The organism is Pantoea sp. PGP6, assembly GCF_053474785.1.
The window spans coordinates 1,249,936-1,276,319 of record NZ_JBQBMA010000001.1 but is presented as its reverse complement, the minus strand read 5'-3'; the positions used below and the strand labels follow the sequence as shown (position 1 = coordinate 1,276,319).

Sequence of the window (26,384 nt, the reverse complement as noted above, 5' to 3'; positions counted from 1 at the left end):
CCGCCCGCCTCTTCCTGTCTGATGGAATGTTGCGGTTTGCTGTCGGCGACTTCCTGAAGTATTAAGGCAGCCATTTTCCGCCGATTTAATAGCGAAGCCCTCTCCGTTGAACATGCGCACATCATATTTACTGGCCTTAATGGTTTCTCTGCTTCCATTAAAAAGCATGGCGCAGGTCGCGCCCGATCCATTGCTGGCGTCACAGATTGTCGATCGCTATGCGGAACATATCTTTTACGGCAGCGGCGCGACCGGCATGGCGCTGGTGGCCATTGATGGTAATCAGCGGGTGTTCGCCAGCTTTGGTGAAACCCGGCCAGGCAACAATGTGCGTCCGCAAAAAGATTCGCTGATTCGCATCGCCTCACTCAGTAAGCTCATGACCAGCGAAGTGATGGTAAAGCTGGCGGAGCGCGGCCAGATCCGCCTCGACGATCCGCTCAGTAAATATGCGCCGCCGGGCGCGCGGGTACCGGGCTACAACGGCCAGCCGATTCGTCTGATTAACCTGTCGACTCATACCAGCGGTCTGCCGCGTGAGCAGCCCGGCGGTAAACCTCATCGTCCGGTCTTTGTCTGGCCCACACGCGCTGAGCGCTGGGACTGGCTCTCTGGTGCCACGCTTAAATCAGCACCGGGCAGCGATGCCGCCTATTCCAACCTGGGATACGATCTGCTGAGCGATGCGTTGTCGCGGGCAGCGGGTACGCCTTATCCGGCGCTGTTTCAGCAACTGATTACCCGACCGCTCGGCATGAAAGACACCACGTTTACCCCGTCGCCAGAGCAGTGCAGCCGGTTAATGGTGGCCGAGAAAGGCGCCAGCCCTTGTAACAATACGCTGGCCGCGATTGGCAGCGGCGGCGTCTACTCCACGCCGGATGATATGGGTCGCTGGATGCAGCAGTTCCTTAATTCATCGGTCAACCAGCGCACGCCGCAGATCGATCGGCTGCAGACGCTGATCTATCGCCGCGAGCAGTTGCATAAAGTTGAAGGCATGGATGTGCCGGGTAAAGCCGACGCGCTGGGAATGGGCTGGGTCTATATGGGACCAAAATCCGGACGTCCTGGCATCATTCAGAAAACCGGCGGTGGCGGCGGCTTCATTACCTATATGGCGATGGTGCCGCAGCATAATGTGGGAGTGTTTGTGGTCGTCACCCGCTCACCGCTCACCCGCTTTACACCGATGAGCGATGGCGTGAACAACATGCTGGCTGAACTGGTCGGTAACCAGCTGGGATCACCGATGATGGTGCAGGCGATTCGTTAACGTTGCTGCACCGTACTGGCGGACTGGCTTACCCACAGGGTGGGCCAGTCATCGCTGCTGTGCCAGGCGTCACAGGTCGATTCTTCAGCATACTCCGCCAGCACAAAACGCGTGCCGTCAAACTGCCAGCGTGTCGCTCTGCCGCAGTCGCCTAATCCGCGTCCTTTGCCAAAGGTATAGAGCTGGCCGGTAGCCGCATCGTAATCCGCATTGATCAACTCAAGCTGGCGTTCGCTGGTACCCGGTGGCGTAAATGGCAGGGTCAGCGTCACCCCTCTCGCCACGTAAGGCTGACTGCGCGTCACTTCAAACGCCAGATCGATCACGTTGTAAGCGCCCATTTCGCAACTCACCAGCAGCAGCGCTTTCTGATCGGTCAGCGGCGCCACGCTCACTTCGCGCCGCATCGGGTCCAGCGAACAGGAGTCGGTATTGATGCGCCAGGTGCCGTAATCGATCAGTCCGCTGGTCTCTTCGCGGGTCAGCGCAGCAGGCTGAGGCGGCGCGGGCGGTAATGGCGGCAGAGTCGGTGACGGCGGCACATCCCAGCTGGCCCGGTCGCCGCGCTTAACCCAGGCACTCATGCCATTCACCCTGCCCTGCACATCATCCATCAGCAGCAGTGCCGCTTTCATGCCGCGCAGCGAGATCAGGGCATTGGGATCGTAGGTGAGCTGCACGGTTTTTGCGTCCAGTACCAAATCAAGGAATTCATCGATGGCGATGGCGTTGCTGGTGGCGAGATGATGGGGTTCTACCGTCCAGTGTTTCAGATCGGGTTTGAGGCGACGCTGGTCGAGCAACAGATTATCCTGCAGCGGCCCGCCCTTCAGCTCACCGCTGTAGGCGCTGCCATAGTCGATACGCAGCAGCGGGCGGTCATTGACCCCCGCATGACGCGAAATCGTCATTACTAATCCTTTGTCGCCCGGAATATTGCGTGCCACGCAGAATGCCGCGTTGTTACAGGTCATTTGCCAGTCGTTAAACGACTTCTGCAACGGTTCGGCCTGCACAGAGGCAACCAACAGCGAAGACGACAGCCACAGCGATTTCATCCAATACGACATTAAGAAAATCGATCCCCGAATACTCAGAGTGGAGATGATAGCGCATCAACGGGCCCGACGGCGGCCGCATTCTGTGAACCCGTCCAGAAAGCGCGATTAACTGCTTAAAAAGCAGCCATGGTTCAGTGAAAAGTAACGCATCAGCCACCGCTACTCAGGATAAAATCGGATCGGTTCGCTGCGCGCGTTACGGCTTTAACCAGCCCGCTAACTGCGCATGCTGTAACAACATCACGGTTTTACCGTCGCAGATGCGGCCATCTTTGACCATCGCCAGCGCCTCAGGAAAAGCGATCTCCAGCACCTCGATCGATTCATCCTCAACCCCGCCGCCCGCATTGTCGCGCAGCGATTCATTATACTCAGCAGCGAAAAAGTGGATAAGCTCGGTCACTCCGCCCGGCGACATGTAGCAGGCATAGAGTTTTTCTACCTCGCCTACCGCATAACCGGTCTCTTCAATCGCCTCTTTGCGAATGCAATCTTCGGGTGAATCGTCGTCGAGTAAGCCAGCGCAGGCTTCGATCAGCATGCCGCTGTGGTTACCGTTGACGTAGGTGGCGATGCGGAACTGACGCGTCAGCACCACGTTGTTCTTTTCGCGGTTATACAGCAGGATAGTCGCCCCGTTGCCGCGATCGTAGACTTCGCGTTTGTGGCGAATCACTTTGTCACGCCGGTCGGTGATTTCATAGGTGAAGTTGCGTAGCACAAACCAGTTATCAGACAGCAACTTATCTTTGATGACATTGATCTTAAACGACATGCGCGCTCCGCTACAGCATAAAGGGAGTCTGCCATCATAGGATGAAGCCGCCGGGAAAACTATCTGAATTCGCCTGCCGCCGCGCTGGATAAACGGCAATAAAAAGCCAGCCCGCAGGCTGGCTTATTCACGACGCGCTGAGATTAGTGCGAGCTTTCATCTGCCAGTCGGGCTGGCTTCGGCTCTTCTTCATGGTGATCGTGTTCGGTTTCCGCAATAGCGCTGACGCGCTTACGGACCCCAAACCAGCCCAGCACCAGAATCACCGCAATCAGCGGGATTGAGGCGATAGTGTAGGTGCCGTTCGGATAATCAAACGCCATCAACACCAGCACGCTGAACAGGAACAGCAGCGTCAGCCACGAGGTAAACGGCGCGCCTGGCAGCTTAAAGCTGACGTCATCCGCTTTGCCTTCTTTGATCGCCTTACGTAGGCGCAGCTGGCATACCACAATAAATGCCCAGGAAGAGATAATTCCCAGCGAAGCGACGTTCAGGACAATCTCGAATACCTGCGAAGGCACATAGTAGTTAAGCACCACGCCAATCACGTAGACGCCGATGGTGACCAGAATACCGGCATAAGGCACCTGCTGACCGTTCATCTTTGACATGAATTTTGGTGCCGATCCGCCCATCGACATGGAACGCAGAATACGTCCGGTCGAGTAAAGGCCGGAGTTCAGGCTGGAGAGCGCCGCGCTCAGTACCACGATATTCATGATGCTGCCAATGTAAGGCACGCCCAGCTTCGAGAAGAAGGTCACAAACGGACTCTGACCTGCCTGATAGGCATTCCACGGCAGCAGCATCACCAGCAGCACCACCGACCCGACATAGAACAGGCCGATACGCCAGATCACGCTATTGATCGCTTTTGGCAGCATGGTTTTCGGGTCTTTACATTCGCCGGCCGCAGTGCCGACCAGCTCAATCGAGGCGAAGGCAAATACCACCCCCTGAATCAGTACCAGCGCCGGCAGTAAGCCATGCGGGAACAGGCCGCCGTTGTCACTAATCAGATGGAAACCGGTACTGTTGCCATCCAGCGGTTTGCCGGTGCCGAGGAACACCACGCCCACCACCAGAAACAGCACAATCGCCAGCACTTTGACCAGCGCGAACCAGAACTCCATCTCGGCGAACCACTTCACGCCAATCATGTTCATGGTGCCTACGATGGCCAGCGCGCCAAGCGCGAAGACCCACTGTGGCACATCGCCAAACGCGCCCCAGTAGTGCATGTAGAGCGCGACGGCGGTGATGTCGACGATACCGGTCATGGCCCAGTTCACGAAATACATCCAGCCTGCGACGTATGACGCTTTTTCACCGAGGAATTCACGGGCATAGGAGACGAAGCTGCCGCTGCTGGGGCGATGTAATACCAGTTCGCCCAGGGCACGCAGGATAAAGAAGGAGAAGATGCCGCACACCAGATAGATGATAGCCAGCGCCGGTCCGGCCGCCTGCAGACGGCCACCGGCCCCCAGGAACAGACCGGTGCCGATGGCGCCGCCGATAGCAATCATCTGTACGTGACGGTTGCCCATCGCCTTTTGATAGCCGCTGTCGTGCGAATTAAGCCAGCGTCTTTTTGCAGCGCGCATCTCGGCCGCAGATTTTTTATTCGATTTCATAGCTTTCCTGTTTGTCCTGACCATCAGTCGCAGTACATCCAAACGATTGCGTTATGCCATGCGAAATGGGGTATTTTCCTCTGTGCGTCTGCCTGTGAGTTAGCGAAAGCAGCGCGGGAATTAACGGCGATGAATCCTACCCGTTCTGCAAGAACGAAGCAAAATATAGTGGGAGGCTGCACGGGTTGATTTGTAAGAATCGGTTCTGATGCACAAAAACAAAAAAACCGGCCGCAAACGGGCCGGTAAAAGCTACAGGGATGGAAACCGGGAGGGTGGGATTAGCGGTAGATTTCTGCGGTACCGGTCCACAGGCTGGAGTCACCCGGGTTGTCGACACCGATAACGCGATAGTGGCTGGCGCCCATCTCTTCCGCTTTTTGTGACAGCTGGCGATTCGCATCATCCAGTGAGCCACGGACATTAGAGACGGAAACGTTGCCGATGCTCTGCATACTCTGCGCCTGGTCACGGTCAACCGGCAGCGCAGCGAAGGTTGAAAATGAGGCGGTAGCCAGCAGGGCACCAGCCAGAACTGCATTCAGTCTTTTCATCAGATGCTCCTTAAAATGTGATCCGCGAGTGTTTTAATGACTGGATGAATTATTAACGCTGCAATGAAAGGCAACCTCTGCCGGGCGTAAAGCTGGTTATTTTTTAAACGCCTTTGTCTGTGCGTTCCTGGGAACGGTCAGTTGCGGTCATTTTATGTACATTATGTAACGGCTTGTGTAATAAACAGGGTATTGGGACTTTGCGTTGTGCCACCGCTCTCTTATAATCCCGCACTCCCTACAGGGCTATTGATGTGATTGTTAAACGTTCCGTTACCCACAGCATTGCGCAGGCGTTAAGCGCCATCGTGCTGCTTTCACTGCTGACCACCGGTCTGGCGCTGGTCACCCTCTTCAGTAGCCAGCGTGATGCCGAAGCGATCAATCTGGCGGGATCGCTGCGGATGCAAAGTTACCGTATGGCCTGGGATGCCAGCAGTCAGCCACAGCAGCTGCCTCAACATCTGGTGCTGTTCCGGCAGACGCTCGACGCTCCGGTGCTGCAAAAGCTGGATCGCCCCTGGGTGCCGCGCGAAGTTAAGCTGCTCTACCAGCGGTTACGCGCAGGCTGGCCGTCATTGCAGCAGCGGCTGGAACAGGGTGATGCGCTGGCTTATCAACAGCAGGTACCGCTTTACGTCGGCGAGATCGACCGTTTCGTGCTGGGCTTGCAGCGCTATGCTGAACTGAAAATGCGGCTGGTAGCGGCCAGCAGCCTGGCCGGGGTCATCGCCATTGTGGCGCTGGCGCTGCTGACTATTCGGTTCACCCGGCAGCAGGTGGTGCGCCCGCTCAATGCGCTGGTCACCGCCAGCCGCTATGTTGAGAGCGGCAATTTTGATTTTCCGCCGCTCAGGGTGGAGCAGCAGAACGAACTAAAGGTGCTGTCGCAAGCGTTTAGCGGCATGGCGACCCGTCTGCATTCACACTATCAGCTGCTGGAAAGCACGGTGCGCGCCAAAACCGAAGATCTTACTCAGGCCAACCGCACACTGTCGCTGCTGTACGACAGCTCACAGATGCTGACCGCCAGCCCGCTGCATCCGGCCCTGTTTGAAGCGGTGCTCAATAATGTCCTGACCCGCGAGAAACTGACGGCGATTCGGCTCGACAGCGACCAGTTTCATTTTCATGCCGGTGAATGTGATGCCACCACGGACTGGCAACGACTGCCGTTGCAGCAGGGCGACCAGCAGATTGGCGAACTGCGCTGGCGGGCGCGCGCCCCTGCCCCGGCGGATGAGTTAATGCGCAGCCTGGCGGCGATGCTGGGACGCGCCATCTGGATCTGGCAGGCCCAGAAGCAGCATCAGCAGATGCTGCTGATTGAGGAACGCACCACTATCGCTCGCGAACTGCACGATTCGCTGGCGCAGTCGCTGTCATTTTTGCGCATTCAGCTTACGCTGCTGCGACGGACCGTCGATAAATCTGACCACGCCGCCCACGGCATCATTGCCGACTTTGATCAGGCGCTGGCCGATGCCTATCGCCAGTTACGGGAACTGCTGACTACCTTTCGCCTGACCATCGAACAGGCGGATCTGGTGGCGGCGATGCAGGCGATGATCGCCTCGCTGCAGGAACAGACCGGCGCGCAGATTCTCTTCAACTATCAGCCAGGCTTAGAGAGTCTCGAAGCGCAGCAGCAGGTCCATGTTTTACAGATCGCCCGCGAAGCGTTGCTGAATGCGATTCGTCACGCCAGCGCGCAGTGCATCAGCATTGATTATCAGCACACCGAACAGGGTGAGCACTTACTGACGATTACCGATGACGGCGTTGGCATCAGCAACACCGATGAACCGCCAGGCCACTACGGACTGACCATTATGGCGGAGCGCGCGCAGCGCTTAGACGGCAAGCTCAGCATCAGCGCCCAGCCACGCGGCACCCAGGTCGCACTGCGATTTCCACCGCGTCCGGCGCGTCAGTTCGAATAGCGTGCCGGTGCGGGTTAACAGATTATTGATAAGCGATCGCCAGCCTGCTTCAGGCGAATGGCGACAGCAGAGCCGCTGCGGCGCAGAATTCTGTGTCAGCAGCAGGTGACATCTTTCACGCATAACAGCCTGAAACAGTTCGGGGAAAGGAAAAGAACATGCAACAGCCCACATTAACTTTGATGATTGTTGACGATCATCCGCTGATGCGCCGGGGGATTCGTCAGCTACTGGCGCTCGATCCCCGGCTGGTCGTGATCGCAGAAGCCAACAACGGCACGGAAGCGCTGGCAGAGGCTCGCCAGCATGAGCCGGATGTGATCCTGCTCGACCTGAATATGAAAGGCATGTCGGGACTGGATACCCTTAAAGCCCTGCGCCACGAAGGCATCAGTTCGCGCATTCTGGTGCTGACCGTCTCTGACGCCCACAGTGATATTTTCACCATGGTGGATGCCGGTGCCGATGGGTATCTGCTGAAAGACAGCGAGCCGGAGATCCTGCTGGGACAGATTCTGCAAGCTTCCCAGGGCGAAAAAGTGTTCAGCGAAGGCGTCGCCCGTTATCTTGCCAATCGCCAGCACAGCGCCGATCCTTTACGCCAGCTGACTGAGCGTGAGCGTGATGTGCTGCAGGAGGTGGCGCGCGGTCTGTCGAATAAAGAGATTGGCACCATTCTGCATATCTCAGAAGAGACGGTAAAAGTGCATATCCGCAACCTGTTGCGTAAACTGGATGTGCGCTCGCGCGTTGCCGCGACCGTGCTCTGGCTTGAAAGCCGCCATCGCTAAATAATCGGAGAATTTACACTTTCTCCACAATTTCTCCACGATTCTCTAATTGACCGCACGTAGAGTAAGTGTCGGCAGGAAATCGTGGAAGAGATCATCCGGTTGCTCTGCCGGTGCACCCTTTCCTGGGCTCTCATTCCTGATAAAAAAGCACTGAGGAGTGTCGATTTAATGTCGAATTTCTTTATCGACCGACCCATCTTTGCATGGGTTCTGGCGATTTTGCTGTGTCTTTGCGGCACCCTTTCCATTATTTCGCTGCCTATTGAACAGTATCCCGACCTGGCACCGCCCAACGTGCGGATCACCGCTAATTATCCTGGCGCCTCTGCCGAAACGCTGGAGAACACCGTTACCCAGGTGATCGAGCAGAATATGACTGGCATCGATAACCTGATGTACATGTCATCCAACAGCAGCAACACCGGCCAGGCGCAGATCACCCTCACCTTCACCGCTGGCACCGATCCGGATGAAGCGCGCCAGCAGGTACAAAACCAGCTGCAATCCGCGCTGCGTAAATTACCCCAGGCAGTGCAGTCACAGGGCGTGACGGTCAACAAAACCGGTGACAGCAACATTCTGATGGTGGCCTTTGTCTCGACCGACGGCAGCATGGATAAGCAGGATATTGCAGATTATGTCGCCAGTAACATCCAGGATCCGCTAAGCCGCATTGATGGCGTCGGTCAGGTAGATGCTTATGGTTCACAATACGCGATGCGCATCTGGCTCGATCCCAACAAGCTGATCGCCTACTCCCTGACCACCGATGATGTGGTCAGCGCCATCGAATCGCAGAATGCCCAGGTCGCCGTCGGCCAGGTTGGCGGCCTGCCATCGGTAGACAAGCAGGCGCTTAACGCCACGGTGAATGCCCAGTCGATGCTGCAGACGCCGGAGCAGTTCCGGGCGATTACCCTGAAGAACAATCCTGATGGCTCGGTGGTCACGCTGGGTGATGTTGCCAGCGTGGCGCTCGGTGCCGAAAAATATGACTACCTCAGCCGCTATAATGGCCAGCCCGCTTCCGGTCTGGGGGTCAAACTGGCCTCGGGTGCCAATGAGATGAATACCGACAAGCTGGTGCGGGCGCGTATTGAGGAGTTATCCCACTATTTCCCGCACGGGCTGGAAGCCAAAATCGCCTATGAAACTTCGCCATTCGTCAAAGCGTCAATTACCGATGTGGTGAAGACGCTGCTGGAAGCGATTGTGCTGGTGTTTGGTGTGATGTACCTGTTTATGCAGAACTTCCGCGCCACGCTGATCCCCACCATCGCCGTCCCGGTGGTGCTGTTTGGCACCTTCAGCGTGCTCTACGCCTGCGGTTTCAGTATCAATACCCTGACGATGTTCGCCATGGTGCTGGCGATCGGCCTGCTGGTGGATGACGCCATCGTGGTGGTGGAAAACGTTGAACGCCTGATGAGTGAAGAGGGATTGTCGCCGCGTGCCGCGACACGCAAATCGATGGGCCAGATTCAGGGCGCGCTGGTCGGTATCGCACTGGTGCTGTCGGCAGTCTTCGTGCCGATGGCCTTTTTTGGCGGCACGGTCGGGGCCATTTATCGCCAGTTCTCAATCACCATTGTGTCGGCAATGGTGTTGTCGGTACTGGTGGCGATGATCCTGACGCCCGCGCTGTGCGCCACGCTGCTCAAGCCGGTGAAGCCCGGCGAGTCGCACGGGCGTGGCGGCTTCTTCGGCTGGTTCAACCGTCACTTCAATAAAAACGCGGACCGCTACCAGCACGGCGTGGCAGGTATTCTGCGTAAGGGCGGCCGCTGGCTGCTGCTCTATCTTGCGCTTATCGGCCTGATGGCCTTTCTGTTTCTGCGTCTGCCCACTTCGTTCCTGCCGCTGGAAGATCGCGGCGTGTTTCTGACCCAGGTCCAGCTTCCGGCCGGTGCCACCTTAGAGCAGACTGCCGCCGTGGTGGCAAAAGTCGAAAATTACTATCTGACCGAAGAACAGGCCAATGTGCTGTCGGTGTTCTCGACCATCGGCGCCGGGCCTGGCGGTAACGGTCAGAACGTGGCGCGGCTGTTTGTCCGACTGAAAAACTGGGAAGATCGTCCCGGTGCCGATCGCACCTCGTTCGCGATTATCGATCGCGCCACAAAAGCGTTTCAGAAGATTAAAGAGGGTCGGGTGATCGCCAGCAGTCCGCCGGCCATTACTGGCATGGGCAGTTCGTCGGGCTTTGACCTGCAGCTGCAGGATCATGCCGGGCTCGGCCATGCCCGGTTAATGGCGATGCGCGATAAGCTACTGGAGATGGCCGCCAGCGATAAATCGTTATCGCGGGTGCGCCACAACGGACTCGATGACAGCCCACAGTTACAGATTGATGTCGATGAGCGCAAAGCGCAGGCGCTGGGCGTCTCGCTCGATACCATCAACGACACCCTGACCACCGCGTGGGGCTCAAGCTATGTGAATGACTTCCTCGATCGTGGCCGGGTGAAAAAAGTCTATGTCCAGGCGGCAGCCGAATTCCGCATGCTGCCGGGCGATATCAATAAGTGGTACGTGCGCAACAGCAGCGGCGGCATGGTGCCCTTCTCCGCGTTCGCCACCAGCCACTGGGAGACCGGTTCCCCCCGGCTTGAGCGCTACAACGGTTACTCCTCGCTGGAGATTGTCGGTGAAGCCGCCAACGGCGTCAGCAGCGGCACCGCGATGGATGAGATGGAAAAACTGGTCAACGCCTTACCGCTGGGCGTCGGCTTCCAGTGGAGCGGCGCTTCGTACCAGGAGCGTCTGTCCGGCTCGCAGGCACCGGCGCTGTATGCTATTTCGCTGCTGGTGGTGTTCCTCTGCCTCGCCGCGCTGTATGAGAGCTGGTCGATTCCGTTCTCGGTGATGCTGGTGGTCCCGCTCGGCGTGGTCGGCGCGCTGATTGCCACCTGGCTGCGCGGGCTGGAGAATGACGTCTATTTCCAGGTCGGGTTGCTGACGGTGGTGGGCCTCTCCGCCAAGAACGCCATTCTGATTGTTGAGTTTGCCAATGAGATCAACAGCAAAGGCGGCGAACTGGTGGCATCAACGCTGGAGGCCGCCCGCCAGCGCCTGCGGCCGATTCTGATGACCTCGCTGGCCTTTATCTTCGGGGTACTGCCGATGGCGATCAGCAGCGGTGCCGGCTCCGGCAGTCAGCATGCGGTCGGTACCGGCGTGATGGGTGGCATGATCTCCGCCACGCTGCTGGCGATCTTCTTCGTACCGTTGTTCTTCGTGCTGGTACGCCGTCGTTTCCCGCTGAAAGAGAAACCGCACGATTAAGCAGGCTGACTCAGCGGAGAGTCGCGCCAGAAATAAAAAGCGGCCACTGATATCAGTGACCGCCTTATTTCTGTGTGTGGTAAGAATTGCAGCAAGAGGGGAAGCGCCCTGCTTTTCTCGTCACGTGTTACTTGTTGCGTAACATCGCTTCGATAAATTCTTTCCAGTTCCCCATTTCAGTGTCAATCATAATGCCCTCTCTTATTGTGATGGCAATGTTACGCGTTTTTTTTCATCAGGTGAATACGTTTACACCTGTTATCACTATCGGCAGCGGTGAATAAAACCTGAGTTTTATCGGATTTGGTAGCTGACGCACATTTCAGCAACTGCTTAACCCGCCTGCAATTATTAATTGATAACCCCAGCGGTAGCTTATTTTCTCAACATGGCGAAATTCTTAATTATCCAATGATAAGCCAGGTAATGATTACGGCTGAAATTGATAACGTTTACCTGATGCCTGCCGGTAACGATTATTGACAGCTCTGGCCCGCCTGGTGAGATGCCGCAACGGATCGCACTATGCTAAACTCGCGCTTTGGCTGCTTTTTTCAGCTTCAACGTTTCACAGGACAATAAGGATCAGGCAATGAGCGCGCAGTGGGTGATGTACGGGATTAAAAATTGCGACACGATAAAAAAAGCCCGGGGCTTTTTAACGGCTGCTGGCATCGACTATCGGTTCCATGACTACCGTGCTGATGGCCTGAGTGACGCGCAGCTGCAGGAATTTATTGATGCACTGGGCTATACCACCCTGCTCAACACCCGCGGCACCACCTGGCGCAAATTGCCCGAGGCAGAGCGCGAGGCCGTCACCGATGCAGACAGCGCCAAAGCGCTGATGCTGGCCCAGCCTGCGATGATTAAACGCCCACTGTTACGCACTCCGGATGGCACTTTGCTTGCCGGCTTTAGTGAGACGACCTATCAGAATGCTATCCAGGAGAAGTCATAATATGTTTTGCCCGGTCATTGAGCTGACGCAACAGCTTATTCGTCGCCCCTCTCTCAGCCCCGATGATGCCGGCTGTCAGGCTCTGCTGATCGCCCGCTTACAGGCGATTGGCTTTCACATCGAGACCATGAACATCGGTGACACCCTGAATTTCTGGGCGACCCGTGGTGAAGGCGAAACGCTGGCGTTTGCCGGTCATACCGATGTGGTCCCGGCGGGCGATGCCAGCCGCTGGATCAATCCTCCTTTTGAACCCACCATCCGTGACGGCATGCTGTTTGGCCGTGGCGCGGCCGATATGAAAGGCTCGCTGGCGGCGATGGTGGTGGCCGCCGAACGTTTTGTCGCCGTCCATCCTCACCATAAAGGCCGGCTGGCGTTTCTGATTACTTCCGATGAAGAGGCCAGCGGTGCTAACGGTACCGTTAAAGTGGTTGAGCGCCTGATGGCACGCCAGGAACGGCTTGATTACTGCCTGGTTGGCGAACCGTCCAGTACCGAAGTGGTGGGCGACGTAGTGAAAAATGGCCGGCGCGGCTCGATCACCGCGAATCTGACGGTGCATGGGGTTCAGGGTCATGTCGCCTATCCCCATCTGGCCGATAACCCGGTGCATCGGGCGATGCCGGCGCTGAATGAACTGGTGGCCGTCGAGTGGGACCAGGGCAATGCCTTCTTTCCGGCGACCAGCATGCAGATTGCCAACGTACAGGCCGGAACCGGCAGCAACAACGTCATCCCCGGCGAGCTGTTCGTGCAGTTCAACTTCCGTTTCAGCACTGAGCTGACCGATGAGATGATCCGTCAGCGGGTTGCAGAACTGCTGGATCGTCATCAGCTGCGCTACACCATTGAGTGGAAACTCTCGGGTCAGCCGTTCCTGACCGATCGCGGTAAGCTGGTCGATGCCGTCGTAAAAGCGGTGGCGCACTATAATGAGATTAAGCCGCAGCTGCTGACGACCGGCGGCACCTCTGATGGCCGGTTTATCGCCCGGATGGGTGCGCAGGTAGTAGAACTGGGTCCGGTGAATGCCACCATTCATAAAATCAATGAGTGTGTGAAAGCCTCCGACCTGCAGATGCTGAGCCGGATGTATCAACGCATCATGGAACAACTGATCGCCTGAGTGCGATATTAAGGAGCGGGAAATGGAGTTTATTAAAGACTACTGGTGGATCCTGGTGATCCTGCTGATGGTTGGCGTGCTGATGAATGTGTATAAAGATCTGAAACGCATCGATCACAAAAAATTTATGGATAACAAACCGGACCTGCCGCCGCATCGTGATTTTAACGATAAATGGGACGATGACGACGACTGGCCGAAAAAAAAGTAATCGCGGATGCCCTCGCCGTGCGAGGGCATTTTTACATCATCACAATCACATCATCATCACCGGGTTTCGCCCCGCTTAACGCTTCATCAAAGTAGCGTTTCGGTACCGTATAGCGCAGATGATTAAGCGCCAGCTCCATGCTGCGATGGTCAATCGCGTGGGCTAAATCATCGACAATATCCAGCGTCACATCACCGCCTAATGCCGTCAGTCGTTGCTCTGCCTGTTGCGCATGATGCAGCGGGATCTGCTCATCATAATCGCCGTGGATCAGATGCACCGTGGTACGGGTGCTGGCTTTCTCTGGCAGGGTAACGAAACGGCCATTAAACACCACCGCGCGCCCCGCCAGGTCGGCATGGGCTTTTACCCCTTCCAGCACCATGCTGCCACCCTGCGAAAAGCCGATCAGCGCCGTAGCTTCCGCCCGGACACCACTCTGCTGCTGCCAGTGACGGACCGACTCGACAAACTGCGGCATGGCGGCATCTACCCGCTGCTGGACCGTCTGGTCGTGTAATTCCGCTTCAGTAAACCACTGACGACCAGCGGCAGGCGATCCTACCGAAACCACCAGCGCTTCAGGAAAAGTGCGGGCAAACCAGCTGCCGATCTCGCCCATTGAATCCGGATTGTCGCCCACGCCGTGATAAAGCAGGAACAGCTGGGCCGCCGTAGCAGGCTGTTGAACGATTACATATTTCAGTGTCATGTTGACCTCCTGTTGTCACTCTACGCCGCCGGGCGCGGAATGATATGAGGAATATTTGAAGCCGCCGGTCGAATTATTTCAACGACTGACGTAAGACGTCGGCATCAACGTCCTGCAGCGTTTCAAGTGCGATAGCGGCTTGCTGACGCAGTGCGGCAATTAACGCTTTACGGCCGCTCAGCCCCGCCTGCCGCGCCAGTGCAGTCAGCGCATCAGGAGCAGCGATAGCAGCCTCGATCAGCGGTAGCGGCTGAGCAGAGACCCCAGCCAGTCGCTGCAACACCGGCAAACTGGCCTCCAGTGGCCGCTGCGCCCAGGCAAAACCGGCCGCCAGTCGGGCATCCTGCGGCGTGAAACCTGCCACACGGCACGCAGTGATGTCCGGCTCCAGCGCGATATGCTGACGCAGCACCGGCCAGTCACGGGCCAGCTGGTGTGCAGCCCGCCGCTGTAACGTCTCACCGGCATCAGAACTGGCCAGCATTGCCATTGCGGCGTAGCAGCCGCTACTGGCTTCACGCTGGCTGCCGATGCGCACCAGGGTAAAACCACAGCTGCGCCAGAAAGCCCAAAGAGATTCAGTGTAGCCGAAGCTGACAGAAAGATAGTCGTAATCCGCGGCGGCGTGACGGGCTGCCGCCACCAGCTGCTGACCGATGCCACGACGACGACTCTCCGCCGCCACGGCAATGCGGCTGATGCGCAGTGAGCGTAACGTTGCCGCTTCAGCGAATCCGGCGTGCGCCGCCAGCGACTGAGCCACCAGATTGCCACGCGGCCGACGGGTGCCGGCCCATACCGCCTCTGCCAGGGAAGCATCAAGCCCGCCCTCTTCCACCAGCCATAACGCGCCCTGCAACGCTAACGCGTCACCCGCCAGCCACAGCTGCATGCCGGGCGCATCCAGCAGACGGCGTAAATCAAGCGGAGAGGTGCGGTAATGGGCGCTGGTCAGCAGCCGATAGGCCGCCTGCAACGCCGTAAAATCGTTGCGCGACGCCCGATGCGGAATGGCTGAGGATGACGGCGCGACGGCAGCAGCATCGTCAAACAGCAGCGCCTGGTTGAGCCAGCGTTCCAGCGGATCGCTGCGCGACCAGCGGAGTGGTTCATCGAGGGTGAAATAGCGAACCTGCGGCAGTCCGGCGCAAAATTTCAGGATAAAACCGCGTCCGCTGCCTTCGTAACCCTGCACCGTGGTGGTGAGTAATACCCGGGGAAAACGACTGATCAGCGCCTGCAACAACGGCGCGGGAATGGCGGCGGCTTCATCAATAATCAGCCAGGCAGCGGGCGGCGGCGGCATCAGCGCCAGTAGCGCATCCGGGGCCATAAAATGAAAATGAACGCCGGCAAACGCGGCCAGTACCCCGGTGGACGCCCTGGCCGGCGCGGTCACCAGACAGTTTCCCTGCTGGCCCGCCAGCATGCCCGCCAGTGCCGACTTTCCGCGTCCGCGGGCGGCAGTCAGCACCGCCACGCCTGACGGCAGCGCCAGCAACTGCGCCAGCACCGCCTGCTGCTGTTGCGGTGCCCGACACTGCCACTGTGGCCAGTCTGTGTGCGGCGGAAAACGACAAGGCTGATGCTGCTGCTCCAGCAGCACTTCTGCATCGTTCAGAATCTGCTGTTGCAGATGATCAACGAAGCGTGGCGTGGCGATCGGCTCGGCGACGTCCGCCCAGCGCAGGCTATCAGCATCAGGTTGTTGCAGCCACCGGTCCCAGGGCGGGACCAGCAGCAGCAGCCAGCTACCGGCGGTTAAGGTGCCGGCCAGCGCGGCGAAGGCTTCAGCATGGAAGCCCTGCCGGGCATCGAAAATCGCATGATGAAATTCGCGTCCCAGCAGGGTGCGCACCGTCCCCGGCACGCAGTGCGGACCGGGAAACAGTGCGTTGTCGCTTAGCGTCAGCCAGTCACCCGCCAGCGCATCACGCCACGCCGTCGCCCGCATCAGGCACCACGCCGGATCGCCGCTGATCACCGCCAGCCGTCGAATCCCGGCCTGCTGCATCTGTGCGGTGAGGCGTTGCAGGGTCACTGGTTACTGGCGAAGGTGTTGCACTGTCCCGGATTGCCACCATCAAAGCCGCGCTTGAACCAGCTGTATCGCTGCTGCGAGGTGCCGTGGGTAAAGCTGTCCGGCACTACGCGCCCCTGACTTTTTTGCTGCAGTCGATCGTCGCCAATCGCCTCAGCGGCATTCAGGGCTTCCTGCAGATCGCCAACCTCAAGGATATTTTCCTGCTGCATATAGTGTCCCCAGACGCCAGCAAAGCAGTCAGCCTGTAACTCCATTTTGACCGACAGCTGGTTTACCTGAGTCTGGCTGGCACCCTGCTGCATTTCGCGAACTTTCGGTTCGATACCCAACAGTTTCTGGACGTGATGGCCCACTTCATGCGCAATCACATAGCCCTGGGCAAAGTCACCACCGGCACCGAGTTTGGTTTTCATCTCATCATAAAACGAGAGATCGATATAAACCGTCTGATCGGCAGGACAGTAGAACGGCCCCATCACTGACTGGCCGGTACCGCAGCCGGTGCGGGTGGCACCGCGATACATCACCAGCTTCGGCGCGACATACTGTTTGTTCATCTGCTGGAACAGTTTCCCCCAGGTATCTTCGGTGGTCGCCAGCATCACTTTGGTAAATTTCGCCGCTTCATCCTCATTCGGACTGACGCTACGCTGCTGTTGCTGACTGGTCGGTGCTACTTCACCGCCGGTCAGTAAGGCGGTCAGGTCATAGCCATAATAGCCGGCCACCGCCACCACAATCAGCAGAACAATCCCGCCTTTGCCGCGCGGCAGACGAATCTGGCGGCCTCCTCCACCAAAACCGGATGATTGATCGCGACGGTCCTCTACATTGTCGCTTTCGCGACGCCCTTGCCAGCGCATGCTGTACTCCCTTAGCGGTTTACTCAGATGGCATGATTTTAGTTGTGTGCCGGGGCAATCACCAGCTTTATGCCAAAATGAAAAAAGGAGAGCCGGGGCTCTCCTTTTTCTGCGGTACGGCGCGACTTAGTCGAGCTTCACGCCCAGTCGCTGGGCAACCGCTTCATAGGCTTCAACCACGCCACCCAGGCTCTGGCGGAAACGGTCTTTGTCCATTTTATCCAGCGTCTGTTTGTCCCACAGGCGCGCGCCGTCTGGCGAGAACTCATCGCCCAGCGTCACTTCGCCGTTAAACAGACCAAACTCCAGCTTGAAGTCGACCAGAATTAAGCCGGCGTCATCAAACAGCTTGCTCAGCACTTCGTTGGCTTTGAAGGTCAGTTCCTGCATCCGCGCCAGGTTTTCTTTGCTGACCCAGCCAAAGGTTTCGCAGTAGGATTCGTTGACCATCGGGTCATGTTTCGCATCATCTTTCAGGAAAAGATCGAACAGCGGTGGATTCAGCACCATCCCCTCTTCCACGCCCAGACGCTTAACCAGTGAACCCGCGGCACGGTTGCGGACGACACACTCAACCGGCACCATCTCCAGCTTCTTCACCAGCGCTTCGTTATCAGACAGCAGCGCTTCCATCTGGGTCGGGATACCCGCTTCCTGCAATTTAGTCATGATGAAATGGTTAAACTTGTTGTTTACCATTCCTTTGCGATCAAACTGCTCGATTCGGGCGCCGTCACCGGCTGACGTATCGTTGCGGAATTCGAGTATCAGCAGATCCGGATTGTCGGTGCTGTATACGGTTTTCGCTTTACCGCGATACAACTCAGCTCGCTTTTGCATCTTGTTAACTCCAGACTTGAAATAACGGGTGTTCAACGGCCTGTGCCGCTGCGGCGATTGGCGGGACGCAATCGATTACTTCGCCGCGCGCTATTATGCCAAAAACAAAATAAAAAGGCCGGAGAATCTCCGGCCGTTAATCACTTTATTTGTTCAGCGCGCCCTGGAACACCGCCACCAGCGCATCATTTTGCGACTGGGTCAGCACATGCCCTTTCGGATCGATGAACTGCAGGCTGGTACGGTTATCAAGATCGCCGACCTGCACTTTGTAATCACCGTTTGGCAATTCCGGATCTTTCGCGCCCACTTCATCCCAGCTGCTGCTGCCCGGTGATTTATAGGTCACCTTCATGCTGCCGGTTGAACGGGTGGTGTCCGTCACTTCCATGCCGACGCGTTTCATCGCCTCTGGCAGACGCTGCCACGCCACGTTGTAAGGCGTACGCAGGATCAGCAACGGCAAGCCGGTATCATCTGCGCCACTCTGCACATCAATCGCACCATTCACCCGACCTGAAGCGGCGTTTTCGCTGGCGGTTTCGATCTTATCCAGACCGGTGCTGATGTCGTTGAGCATCTGCGCGGTATAACGCTGGATTTGCGCCGGCGAAGTGATGGTTTTGCCATCCTGTTGCAGTTCCAGCAGACGAACCGTCAGCAGCTGCTGATAGCTCTGCGACTGTACGCTGATCTGGTAGCGGCCACGGTACTGCTGGTCTTCATCAGCCCGGTTCCACTGCACCCAGTCAGTGGTCAGCTGCTGTCCCGCGTCATTGCGTGAAGCAATCGGGAATTTGTAAGACTGCACCACATTAACCACCTGCGACCAGACGGAGCCACGGCTGTTCTCAATCATCAACGCGCCGGTATTATTGCTGTATTGCGCGCGCGTACCGTTCAGCAGCGCCAGTGGCTGGGCCGGTGGACGGATATCGAGCTGCTTGCCGGTCGGCGCCTGACTGCTGGTGCGCGGTACGTCAAAATCACCACGCTGAACCGGCAGGATCATTCCGGCAGGGGCTTTCAGTTCATGTAATTCGCTGGCTTGCAGGTAAGATTCATCACCGCTGACCTGGCGCTTATAGCGCTGGTCGCTCGAACAGGCCGACAACAGCATCAGGGTGGAAAGCCCCACCACGGTAGCTACCGTTGACCGCTTTACTGAGTAATTCATTCAAACTCCCTAAATTATCGCAAACCCGCTTTCACCAGCGCCTGCTCCACTTTCGGCTGGCCGGCTGCAGTCAGTGGCGTCATTGGCAGACGCAGCGTGTCGTTAGCGATTAATCCTAGCTGTTTCGCAGCCCATTTTACCGGGATAGGATTGGGTTCACAGAAAAGCGTCTGGTGCAGATGCATCAGACGCTGATTCAGGCGGCGAGCCTCGACGAAATTGCCCTGCTGCGCCAGTGTGCACAGCTCGGCCATTTCGCGCGCGGCCACGTTCGCAGTCACCGAAATGACGCCTTTGCCGCCCAGTTGCATAAAGTCCAGTGCGGTAGCGTCGTCGCCACTCACCAGAATGAACTCTTCATTAACCAGCTCTTGGATCTGACTAACCCGCGATAAGTTCCCGGTTGCCTCTTTGATTCCGATAATATTTTTTATTTCAGCCAGACGGGCAACGGTTTCCGGCAGCATGTCACAACCGGTGCGCGAGGGTACGTTATACAGCATTTGCGGCAGGCTGGTGCTGTCGGCGATGGCTTTAAAGTGCTGGAACAATCCTTCCTGCGTCGGACGGTTGTAATACGGCGTGACGGTCAGGCAGCCGACAACGCCGGAGTGTTCGAAACGTTTAGTCAGAGAGATGCCTTCTGCGGTGGCATTCGCCCCGGTTCCGGCGATCACCGGGATCCGGCCATCGGCCAGCTCCAAGGTCAGCATCACCACATCGCCGTGTTCTTCATGGCTCAGCGTGGCCGATTCGCCTGTGGTGCCGACGGAAACAATCGCCGCGGTGCCGCTGGCGACATGATAATCAATCAGTTTTTTCAGACTCGCACGGCAGACATTACCTTTGTCATCCATTGGCGTAACGAGTGCAACAATACTTCCCGTAAACATTGGCGATCCCCTCGACAAACAAGTGCTTCATGGTACGTTTTACACTTAGGGAAAAGCAAGCAAGCCACGCTATTCCCGCGCTTGTCAGCAGTTTTTTTTATGTTTACCTTATGGTTATTAGCGAATGCACAGGAAAAGCCATTTTGCCGCAATCTCAGCCCCATCATCTGGTGATCACCGCGCTCGGTGTTGACCGTCCGGGTATCGTCAATACCATCACCCGACACGTCAGCAGCTGCGGTTGCAATATCGAAGATAGCCGTCTCGCCATGCTTGGGGATGAGTTCACCTTTATCATGCTGCTATCCGGTAGCTGGAACGCCATTACGCTGATTGAATCCACTCTGCCGCTGAAAGGTGCCGAACTGGAACTGCTGATCGTCATGAAGCGCACCAATGCCCGTCAGCGTCCGCCGATGCCGGATACCGCGTTTATTCAGGTTGAGGTGGCGGATTCGCCGCACATCATTGAGCGCTTTACCGATCTGATCGATAAACATCAGATGAACGTTGCCGAACTGGTGTCACGAATTACGCCGGGGCAACACGATTTACCCCCAACGCTCTATATTCAAATGACGGCCCACAGTCCAACGCGTACCGAAGGCACGTCGTTTGAGCAGGCTTTTAATACGCTGTGTCAGGAGCTGAATGCCCAGGGTTCGCTGCGTCTTTACAGCGCGTCGGATGCCGACAGCAGTGAAGCCATCAGCCCGGCACGCTAACGGCGCAGGTCACAATACCGGAGCTATTTCTCCACATTACTGTCACCGAAACGTGCCCGGCTATGTGGTGAAATACCCCCTGATGGTAATTTTCCGTTTGGCAGTTTCCGGCCGGATGGTGTATTACCGACAGCCTGAATAAAAAAATGGAGAGATGTGATGAATCCACTGAAAGCCGGTGATACCGCACCGAAATTTAGCTTGCCCGATCAGGACGGCGAACAGGTTAATTTGACCGACTTCCAGGGACAGCGCGTTCTGGTGTATTTCTATCCGAAGGCGATGACGCCTGGCTGCACCGTCCAGGCGTGTGGTCTGCGTGACAATATGGATGAGTTGAAAAAAGCGGGTGTCGAGGTGCTGGGCATCAGCACTGACAAACCGGAAAAACTGTCACGCTTTGTCGAAAAAGAGCTGCTGAATTTCACCCTGCTGTCGGATGAAGATCATGAGGTCTGTAAGGCATTTGGCGTCTGGGGTGAAAAGACCTTTATGGGTAAAACCTATGACGGCATCCATCGCATCAGCTTCCTGCTGGATGCGGATGGCAAGGTGGAAAAGGTATTCGATAACTTCAAAACCTCAAATCACCACGACATCGTGCTGGATTACGTTAAGTCCGCCTGATGTCTGTCGGGCGCGGCAGTTTACTCGCCGCGCCCGGCTTATTACGCCGTCCGGTGCTCGTCCGGCCAGGCATGCACCACCGCTTTGACCAGCGTCGCCAGTGGAATGGCAAAGAACACGCCCCAGAATCCCCATAGCCCGCCAAAAATCACCACCGATAAGATAATCACCAGTGGATGCAGATTAACCGCTTCTGAGAACAGAATCGGCACCAGAATGTTGCCATCCAGCGCCTGAATCACCAGATAGACGATAAACATGGTCCAGAATTCGCTGCCCATCCCCCACTGAAACAGTCCTACGCAGATTACCGGCACGGTAACCAGCATCGCGCCGATATAGGGAATTAACACCGAAATCCCCACCAGTACCGCCAGCAGGAGCGCATAGTTGAGGCCGAGAAACAGGAAGGCCAGCCAGCTGGCGATGCCGACCACCACCATCTCCAGCACCTTGCCGCGAATATAGTTGGTGATTTGCTGATTCATCTCCAGCCACACTACCCCAGCCAGACCGCGATTGCGTGGCAACACCCGGCGCACCGCGTTCAGCATCTGTTCTTTATCCTTTAACAGGAAGAACACCATCAGCGGCACCAGTACCAGATAGATCATCAGCGTCATCAGGCCGACCAGCGACGCCAGAGAGTAGCGGACCAGCGAATCGCCGACGCCGCTCAGCCGGCTACGCAGGTTCTCCGCAATCAGATCGATGATGCCGGCATCCATCAGCGCCGGAAAACGCTTCGGCAGCCCGGCGGAAAACAGGTAGAGCTTGTTGAGCATGTTGGGCAGGTCGCGGGTCAGATTGATGCCCTGTTGCCAGGCGACCGGCGCCACAATCAGCACCATCACCAGCAGAATACCGGCGAACAGCACCAGCACAATTGAGGTGGCCCAGCTTCGGCTGCAGCCAACGCGCTGCAGTCGCGCCGTTGGCCATTCCAGCAGATAGGCCAGCACCACGGCCAGCAGCAGCGGTGCCAGCAGATCGCTTAAGAAAAACAGGATGCAGAAGCCCGCCAGCAGGATCACCAGCAGGGCAATAGCCTGCGGATCGCTGAAGCGGCGTTTGTACCATTGAAATAATAAAGCCAGCATAACTTCCGATCCAATACAGCAAAAAAGGAGGACGATTGTACCTGATATGAGCAGCCTGAAAAGGGCGTTGCCTGCTGGCGCGCGGTTAGCTGACGGGTGCTGCAATCACGCAGTTACGTCCGCTGTTTTTCGCCTGATACAGCGCGGCATCCGCCTGCTTTAAGCTGGCTTCCAGCGACACATCCTGCTGACCGTTCCATGCCGAGACGCCAATTGATAAGGTGATGCGGCCAACGTCGGTAAGCCAGGCTTCGGCAATGCCGAGCCGTACCCGCTCCGCAATGATCAACGCCTCTTCCAGCGGGGTGCCCGGCAGCAGCATCAGGAACTCCTCTCCGCCGTTGCGGCAAACCACGTCGGACTGGCGCGCGCTGGCCCGCAGGGTACTCGCCACCTGCTGGATCACCCGATCGCCGACGTCGTGTCCCCAGCTATCGTTGACGTTTTTAAAGTGATCGATATCCAGCGCCAGCACCGAAAACGGCTGGCGCAGCGTCTGGTAATAGTCCAGCACCGCGTTGAGGCCGCGACGGTTCAGCAACTGGGTCAGCGGATCGGTTTGCGCTTCCGAGTTGAGTCGGCCAATTTTGTCCTGCACCAGACCAATGCCGGTCAGCAGTGCGCGTTTGACCTGAGCGGCCTCAAAATACCAGGCACTGATGCCGCCAATCTCCATTGACACACCCTGTGCATCCATCCGGCTGGCTTTACGGGCCAGTTGCCACAGCGGCAGCGCAATCAGCCGGGCCAGCACCACCGCCACCAGCAGAGTCAGCAGCGCAAACGGCACGGAATTTTTCAGCACCTTGAGCAACAGGCCGGAGAGCGGCTTCAGCGTGACGTTAATCGGCTTGAGCGCCACCACCATCCAGCCGGTGGTCGGCACCACGGCATACCCCGCCAGCTGCTTAACCTCACCCGACTGCGAGAGCATTAGCGAGCCATTGTTTTGATCCTCACGCGGCCCGATGATGGCGGGCAGCATTTTGCCAATCAGCTGGCGATTCTGGTGATAGAGCACCTGATTATTGCTGTCGAGCACGTAGACGCTGGTGCCATCGCGATAAAACTGCTCGCCCAGCAGCGCATTCAGAATGCTCTTTTTCTTCAGATAGATGGTGCCGCCGACATAGCCCAGATAGTCGCCTTCGTGGCTCCAGATTGGCCAGGAGACAAATACCAGTAAGTTGTTCGCTGCAGAAAGAGTGGGTTTACTGATGATCGGCTGGCGCATCTCCAGCGCTTCGCGTGATGCTTCGCTGGTCAGATGCATCCCTTTCAGCGTCAGCGACTCCGGCGAGATGGCTTTTACTATCCCCTGCTCATCCACCACCGCCACCGAGTTAAAACTGGTGGTCTGCTCGCGCAGGCGGTTGACTTCGTTTTGCAGCAGCGTCTCGTTATTAAAATTATCACTGAGTTGGTTAGCGCTGTAATGCAGCTGTGACTGCGCCAGCTGGAAGAAAATCTCGCTGGTGGAGGCCAGTTTAGCGGCATAAGCGCGATTAGCCTCAAGGGTACTTTCAATCAGTACCTGACGCTGTACCCGCCAGGTCGCGTAGAGCGTATTGGCAAGCGTAATAACGATGCTGACCATAACCAGCAGTGCGATTAGATTGCGTAGATCGGTTTTGGGCCGAAAACGCCTTAGCATGGCGTTGCCGCCGCAGGAGAAAAAATCATGTCTTACGTGCCCGATTATTGTTTTTAGCGTGTGCCGGTTACCCTGGTGATTCCGGGCGTAAGTCTACACCCTGGCGGAGGATTTGAGCAGGTTTAAGGCCGCCGACAGTGGACTAAATTCAAATTTACCTGGCCCTAATCGATTAATTCCTGCTGATTATAAAACGGCCACAACCCAGAAAAGCGGTCAATGGCGTACTAATGCGGCACCATCCGCTGCCCCGGCTGCCAGCGCTGCAGCAGAAATCGGGGTGGTTCCAGCACGAAGTGGGCCGGGTCGTCAGGTTGCAGCTCCAGCACCACCTGATGTGATACGCCGGCCAGCTGCTCTATCGCCTGTAATTGCCGGGCAATACCGGATGAAGCAGCGAAGGCAGCAACCTCCACAACGTGGTGAGGTACTGAGTCGTAACTGACGGACAATATGATGCGGGCGTAATCCGGGTTACGCTGAGGCGGCCAGCTCCTTGTGCAGCGTGTCGGGGTTCAGCAGAGGAGGAGTAGAAAAGGCGCGTGCGGCGGTGTCGCGCGAAACGCCCGCCAGCGTGGCTACACGGCATAAATCGGTCATCACGCCCTCGCTTACCGTCGATGAGATCGATCTCATTGAGGCGGAAGCTAACGGCATGATACGACAGAGGCAGGGTGGGAACCTGACGAAAAGAGAACAGCGGCGGTGTCGCCGCTGTCAGGATCACAGCATCAGGAAAGCGTACCCTTCATTTTGCAGCGTGGCGACGGTGGTGCCGCTGGAGATGGTGTGGGTGACCATCGGGTCAATCCATTCGCGCTCTAGCTGATGGAACGCCACCGACTGATCGCAAATCGACACTTCAACACCGGCTTTTTTCAGTTCACTGATCAATTTAAGGTTCGGATTGTCGACGCCATAGGCTTTATGAAATTGCGCATTGTTTAAGGCAGCCGGGACCGCATCGCTGTTAATCGATACCACGAATTTCAGCTGGTCGAGCGGGACGCCCGCCGCATAATAGAGGTTAGTGACGCGAGCAACCCGCTCCAGACCCAGGTTCGGCTGGCGAATATCGCCTTCACTGCGGTTGATCTGGAAAACAATTTTATTGCTCAGGCCTGGCGTTGTGCCCGGTTTAAAGGCTGGCGTATCGACATAATGTATTTTTCCGTAGCCTTCAATGGCTGGGGTGCTCCAGAAATCAGCCGGCTGGGTTTTATTATCCGCCACTTTGCCACTGACCTTATCGAATAATTCCGGCAACTGTAAAACATTACCACCAATAAACCCCGCCACGGCGGCGACCACAATAAAGGCTGCTGGACGCATCACTTATTCTCCTGATGTTTTAGACAAGGTATTAATTACATTGCCAGCCACGCGTAACCCTGATTTTGCAGGGTCGATACCGTGGTCGGACTGGAAAGCGCATGCACGACCGATTTATCAATCCAGTTATTGGGATAGTGATGGAAGGCCACCGACTGATCGCAGACCGATACTTTTACGCCCGTTTTATTTAGCTCATCGATCAATTTCAGGTTCGGATTATCAATGCCATAGAACTGCCTGAAATGGGCGTTATCCAGCATCGCCGGGGTGGCGTCACCGGTCACTGAGACCACAAATTTCAGCTGGTCAGCCGGAACGCCTGAGGCAATATAGAGATTCACCACCCGCGCGACCCGCTCCAGCCCCAGATTGGGCGCAGTCATCGCTCCGTCGCTACGGGTAATCTGGAAAACGATTTTATTGCTCAACCCCGCCACCGGTTTAAAAGCGGCGTCGGCCTCATAATGAATTTTGCCATAACCTTCAATCGCTGGCGTACTCCAGAAACCTTCAGGCTCCTGCGGCTCAGACGAAAAATGCTGCGCGACTTTGTCATAAAGAGTGCCGCTTTGTGTGACAACCGCGCCGACCACACCACCCATAATGGCAATTAACACGTAAGAAACCGCTGAACGCATAACACTCCTCTCCGGCAAATAACGCGCTACAGATCCATATTCTGAATCGGGGCAATATCTATATCACAGCGCATCGATATTCAGCGCCTGCGTAAATGTGTGTCAGCTCAGATTTGGTTACGACAGAAATAATGATCGTGCTTTACC

General features: G+C 56.8%; 24 protein-coding genes and 1 pseudogene. 9 read left to right on the top strand and 16 right to left on the bottom strand.

All coding sequences use genetic code 11. The annotated features are described in order from the left end of the window. The first annotated feature begins 112 nt into the window (after nucleotides 1-112). Entirely contained in the window at nucleotides 113-1,276 is a 1,164-nt protein-coding gene (gene ampH / locus ACLIBF_RS06125; RefSeq protein ID WP_031375844.1) for a D-alanyl-D-alanine-carboxypeptidase/endopeptidase AmpH, read from the top strand. Here ampH and ACLIBF_RS06120 read toward each other — a convergent pair. From ACLIBF_RS06120 to ACLIBF_RS06105, 4 genes are all read right to left on the bottom strand, one after another. After that, complete coding sequence (locus tag ACLIBF_RS06120) at nucleotides 1,273-2,346, bottom strand: DUF1176 domain-containing protein (RefSeq protein WP_069728726.1); 1,074 nt, start codon at nucleotides 2,344-2,346, stop codon at nucleotides 1,273-1,275. The two genes, ampH and ACLIBF_RS06120, sit on opposite strands and share 4 nt — an antisense overlap. 187 nt (nucleotides 2,347-2,533) lie before the next feature. Then, nucleotides 2,534-3,112, bottom strand: a complete 579-nt coding sequence (gene nudK / locus ACLIBF_RS06115) for a GDP-mannose pyrophosphatase NudK (RefSeq protein WP_031375842.1) — start codon at nucleotides 3,110-3,112, stop codon at nucleotides 2,534-2,536. A gap of 143 nt (nucleotides 3,113-3,255) precedes the next feature. Beyond that, nucleotides 3,256-4,752 carry an L-asparagine permease gene (gene ansP / locus ACLIBF_RS06110; RefSeq protein ID WP_031375841.1) on the bottom strand — a complete coding sequence of 499 codons (1,497 nt, stop codon included), beginning with the start codon at nucleotides 4,750-4,752 and terminating at the stop codon, nucleotides 3,256-3,258. A 281-nt stretch (nucleotides 4,753-5,033) separates the two neighbouring features. Next, nucleotides 5,034-5,306, bottom strand: a complete 273-nt coding sequence (locus ACLIBF_RS06105) for a YdgH/BhsA/McbA-like domain containing protein (protein ID WP_031375840.1) — start codon at nucleotides 5,304-5,306, stop codon at nucleotides 5,034-5,036. A 254-nt stretch (nucleotides 5,307-5,560) separates the two neighbouring features. On the opposite strand from ACLIBF_RS06105, the gene narQ reads away from it, so the two are divergent. From narQ to acrD, 3 genes are all read left to right on the top strand, one after another. After that, the gene (gene narQ, locus ACLIBF_RS06100) at nucleotides 5,561-7,249 is read left to right on the top strand and encodes a nitrate/nitrite two-component system sensor histidine kinase NarQ (RefSeq protein WP_046288179.1); all 1,689 of its coding nucleotides are present in this window, start codon (nucleotides 5,561-5,563) and stop codon (nucleotides 7,247-7,249) included. A gap of 158 nt (nucleotides 7,250-7,407) precedes the next feature. Next, the gene (locus ACLIBF_RS06095; protein ID WP_031375839.1) at nucleotides 7,408-8,040 is read left to right on the top strand and encodes a response regulator; all 633 of its coding nucleotides are present in this window, start codon (nucleotides 7,408-7,410) and stop codon (nucleotides 8,038-8,040) included. A 171-nt stretch (nucleotides 8,041-8,211) separates the two neighbouring features. Further along, nucleotides 8,212-11,328, top strand: coding sequence for a multidrug efflux RND transporter permease AcrD (gene acrD, locus ACLIBF_RS06090; RefSeq protein WP_031375838.1), 3,117 nt, complete (start codon nucleotides 8,212-8,214; stop codon nucleotides 11,326-11,328). A 127-nt stretch (nucleotides 11,329-11,455) separates the two neighbouring features. Here acrD and ypfM read toward each other — a convergent pair whose 3' ends face one another. After that, nucleotides 11,456-11,518, bottom strand: coding sequence for a protein YpfM (gene ypfM / locus ACLIBF_RS06085; protein ID WP_139015967.1), 63 nt, complete (start codon nucleotides 11,516-11,518; stop codon nucleotides 11,456-11,458). A gap of 402 nt (nucleotides 11,519-11,920) precedes the next feature. On the opposite strand from ypfM, the gene ACLIBF_RS06080 reads away from it, so the two are divergent. Genes ACLIBF_RS06080 through ACLIBF_RS06070 form a run of 3 tightly spaced genes read left to right on the top strand, consistent with a single transcriptional unit; the run spans nucleotide 11,921 to nucleotide 13,629 of the window. After that, nucleotides 11,921-12,289: an ArsC family reductase gene (locus ACLIBF_RS06080; RefSeq protein ID WP_031375836.1), complete on the top strand. Its 369-nt coding sequence runs from the start codon at nucleotides 11,921-11,923 to the stop codon at nucleotides 12,287-12,289. A gap of 1 nt (nucleotide 12,290) precedes the next feature. Further along, on the top strand, nucleotides 12,291-13,418 hold the full coding sequence (gene dapE / locus ACLIBF_RS06075; RefSeq protein ID WP_069728723.1) for a succinyl-diaminopimelate desuccinylase: 1,128 nt from the start codon (nucleotides 12,291-12,293) through the stop codon (nucleotides 13,416-13,418). Nucleotides 13,419-13,440: 22 nt separating this feature from the next. Continuing rightward, nucleotides 13,441-13,629, top strand: coding sequence for a YpfN family protein (locus ACLIBF_RS06070; protein ID WP_031375834.1), 189 nt, complete (start codon nucleotides 13,441-13,443; stop codon nucleotides 13,627-13,629). A gap of 31 nt (nucleotides 13,630-13,660) precedes the next feature. On the opposite strand, the gene ypfH is transcribed toward ACLIBF_RS06070, so the two are convergent. From ypfH to dapA, 6 genes are all read right to left on the bottom strand, one after another. Further along, on the bottom strand, nucleotides 13,661-14,341 hold the full coding sequence (gene ypfH / locus ACLIBF_RS06065) for an esterase (RefSeq protein WP_069728722.1): 681 nt from the start codon (nucleotides 14,339-14,341) through the stop codon (nucleotides 13,661-13,663). Between the two features lie 73 nt (nucleotides 14,342-14,414). Then, nucleotides 14,415-16,382: a tRNA(Met) cytidine acetyltransferase TmcA gene (locus ACLIBF_RS06060; protein ID WP_425028361.1), complete on the bottom strand. Its 1,968-nt coding sequence runs from the start codon at nucleotides 16,380-16,382 to the stop codon at nucleotides 14,415-14,417. Next, the gene (gene ypfJ, locus ACLIBF_RS06055) at nucleotides 16,379-17,248 is read right to left on the bottom strand and encodes a KPN_02809 family neutral zinc metallopeptidase (RefSeq protein ID WP_031375391.1); all 870 of its coding nucleotides are present in this window, start codon (nucleotides 17,246-17,248) and stop codon (nucleotides 16,379-16,381) included. The genes ACLIBF_RS06060 and ypfJ overlap by 4 nt, the downstream gene beginning before the upstream one ends. Before the next feature lie 126 nt (nucleotides 17,249-17,374). Further along, nucleotides 17,375-18,088, bottom strand: a complete 714-nt coding sequence (gene purC, locus ACLIBF_RS06050) for a phosphoribosylaminoimidazolesuccinocarboxamide synthase (RefSeq protein ID WP_069728720.1) — start codon at nucleotides 18,086-18,088, stop codon at nucleotides 17,375-17,377. Between the two features lie 145 nt (nucleotides 18,089-18,233). Next, entirely contained in the window at nucleotides 18,234-19,265 is a 1,032-nt protein-coding gene (gene bamC / locus ACLIBF_RS06045; RefSeq protein ID WP_031375389.1) for an outer membrane protein assembly factor BamC, read from the bottom strand. 14 nt (nucleotides 19,266-19,279) lie between these two features. Then, on the bottom strand, nucleotides 19,280-20,158 hold the full coding sequence (dapA, locus tag ACLIBF_RS06040; protein ID WP_031375388.1) for a 4-hydroxy-tetrahydrodipicolinate synthase: 879 nt from the start codon (nucleotides 20,156-20,158) through the stop codon (nucleotides 19,280-19,282). A 143-nt stretch (nucleotides 20,159-20,301) separates the two neighbouring features. On the opposite strand from dapA, the gene ACLIBF_RS06035 reads away from it, so the two are divergent. Both ACLIBF_RS06035 and bcp read left to right on the top strand, forming a co-directional pair. After that, nucleotides 20,302-20,883, top strand: a complete 582-nt coding sequence (locus ACLIBF_RS06035) for a glycine cleavage system transcriptional repressor (RefSeq protein WP_046288177.1) — start codon at nucleotides 20,302-20,304, stop codon at nucleotides 20,881-20,883. Between the two features lie 159 nt (nucleotides 20,884-21,042). Beyond that, the gene (gene bcp / locus ACLIBF_RS06030; RefSeq protein ID WP_031375386.1) at nucleotides 21,043-21,510 is read left to right on the top strand and encodes a thioredoxin-dependent thiol peroxidase; all 468 of its coding nucleotides are present in this window, start codon (nucleotides 21,043-21,045) and stop codon (nucleotides 21,508-21,510) included. Between the two features lie 41 nt (nucleotides 21,511-21,551). Here the strand turns inward: bcp and ACLIBF_RS06025 are convergent, their stop codons facing one another. The 5 genes and pseudogenes from ACLIBF_RS06025 to ACLIBF_RS06005 form a co-directional block, all read right to left on the bottom strand. Then, nucleotides 21,552-22,610, bottom strand: coding sequence for an AI-2E family transporter (locus ACLIBF_RS06025; protein ID WP_069728719.1), 1,059 nt, complete (start codon nucleotides 22,608-22,610; stop codon nucleotides 21,552-21,554). 85 nt (nucleotides 22,611-22,695) lie between these two features. Beyond that, nucleotides 22,696-24,264: a sensor domain-containing diguanylate cyclase gene (locus ACLIBF_RS06020; protein WP_448309481.1), complete on the bottom strand. Its 1,569-nt coding sequence runs from the start codon at nucleotides 24,262-24,264 to the stop codon at nucleotides 22,696-22,698. Nucleotides 24,265-24,611: 347 nt separating this feature from the next. Continuing rightward, a pseudogene (locus tag ACLIBF_RS06015) lies at nucleotides 24,612-24,864 on the bottom strand (GntR family transcriptional regulator); the annotation flags it as partial. A 123-nt stretch (nucleotides 24,865-24,987) separates the two neighbouring features. Continuing rightward, complete coding sequence (locus ACLIBF_RS06010; protein WP_046288176.1) at nucleotides 24,988-25,596, bottom strand: DsrE family protein; 609 nt, start codon at nucleotides 25,594-25,596, stop codon at nucleotides 24,988-24,990. 35 nt (nucleotides 25,597-25,631) lie between these two features. Next, nucleotides 25,632-26,237 (bottom strand): DsrE family protein, encoded by a 606-nt coding sequence (locus ACLIBF_RS06005; protein ID WP_089561682.1) that lies wholly within the window; start codon nucleotides 26,235-26,237, stop codon nucleotides 25,632-25,634. Nucleotides 26,238-26,384 lie beyond the last annotated feature (147 nt).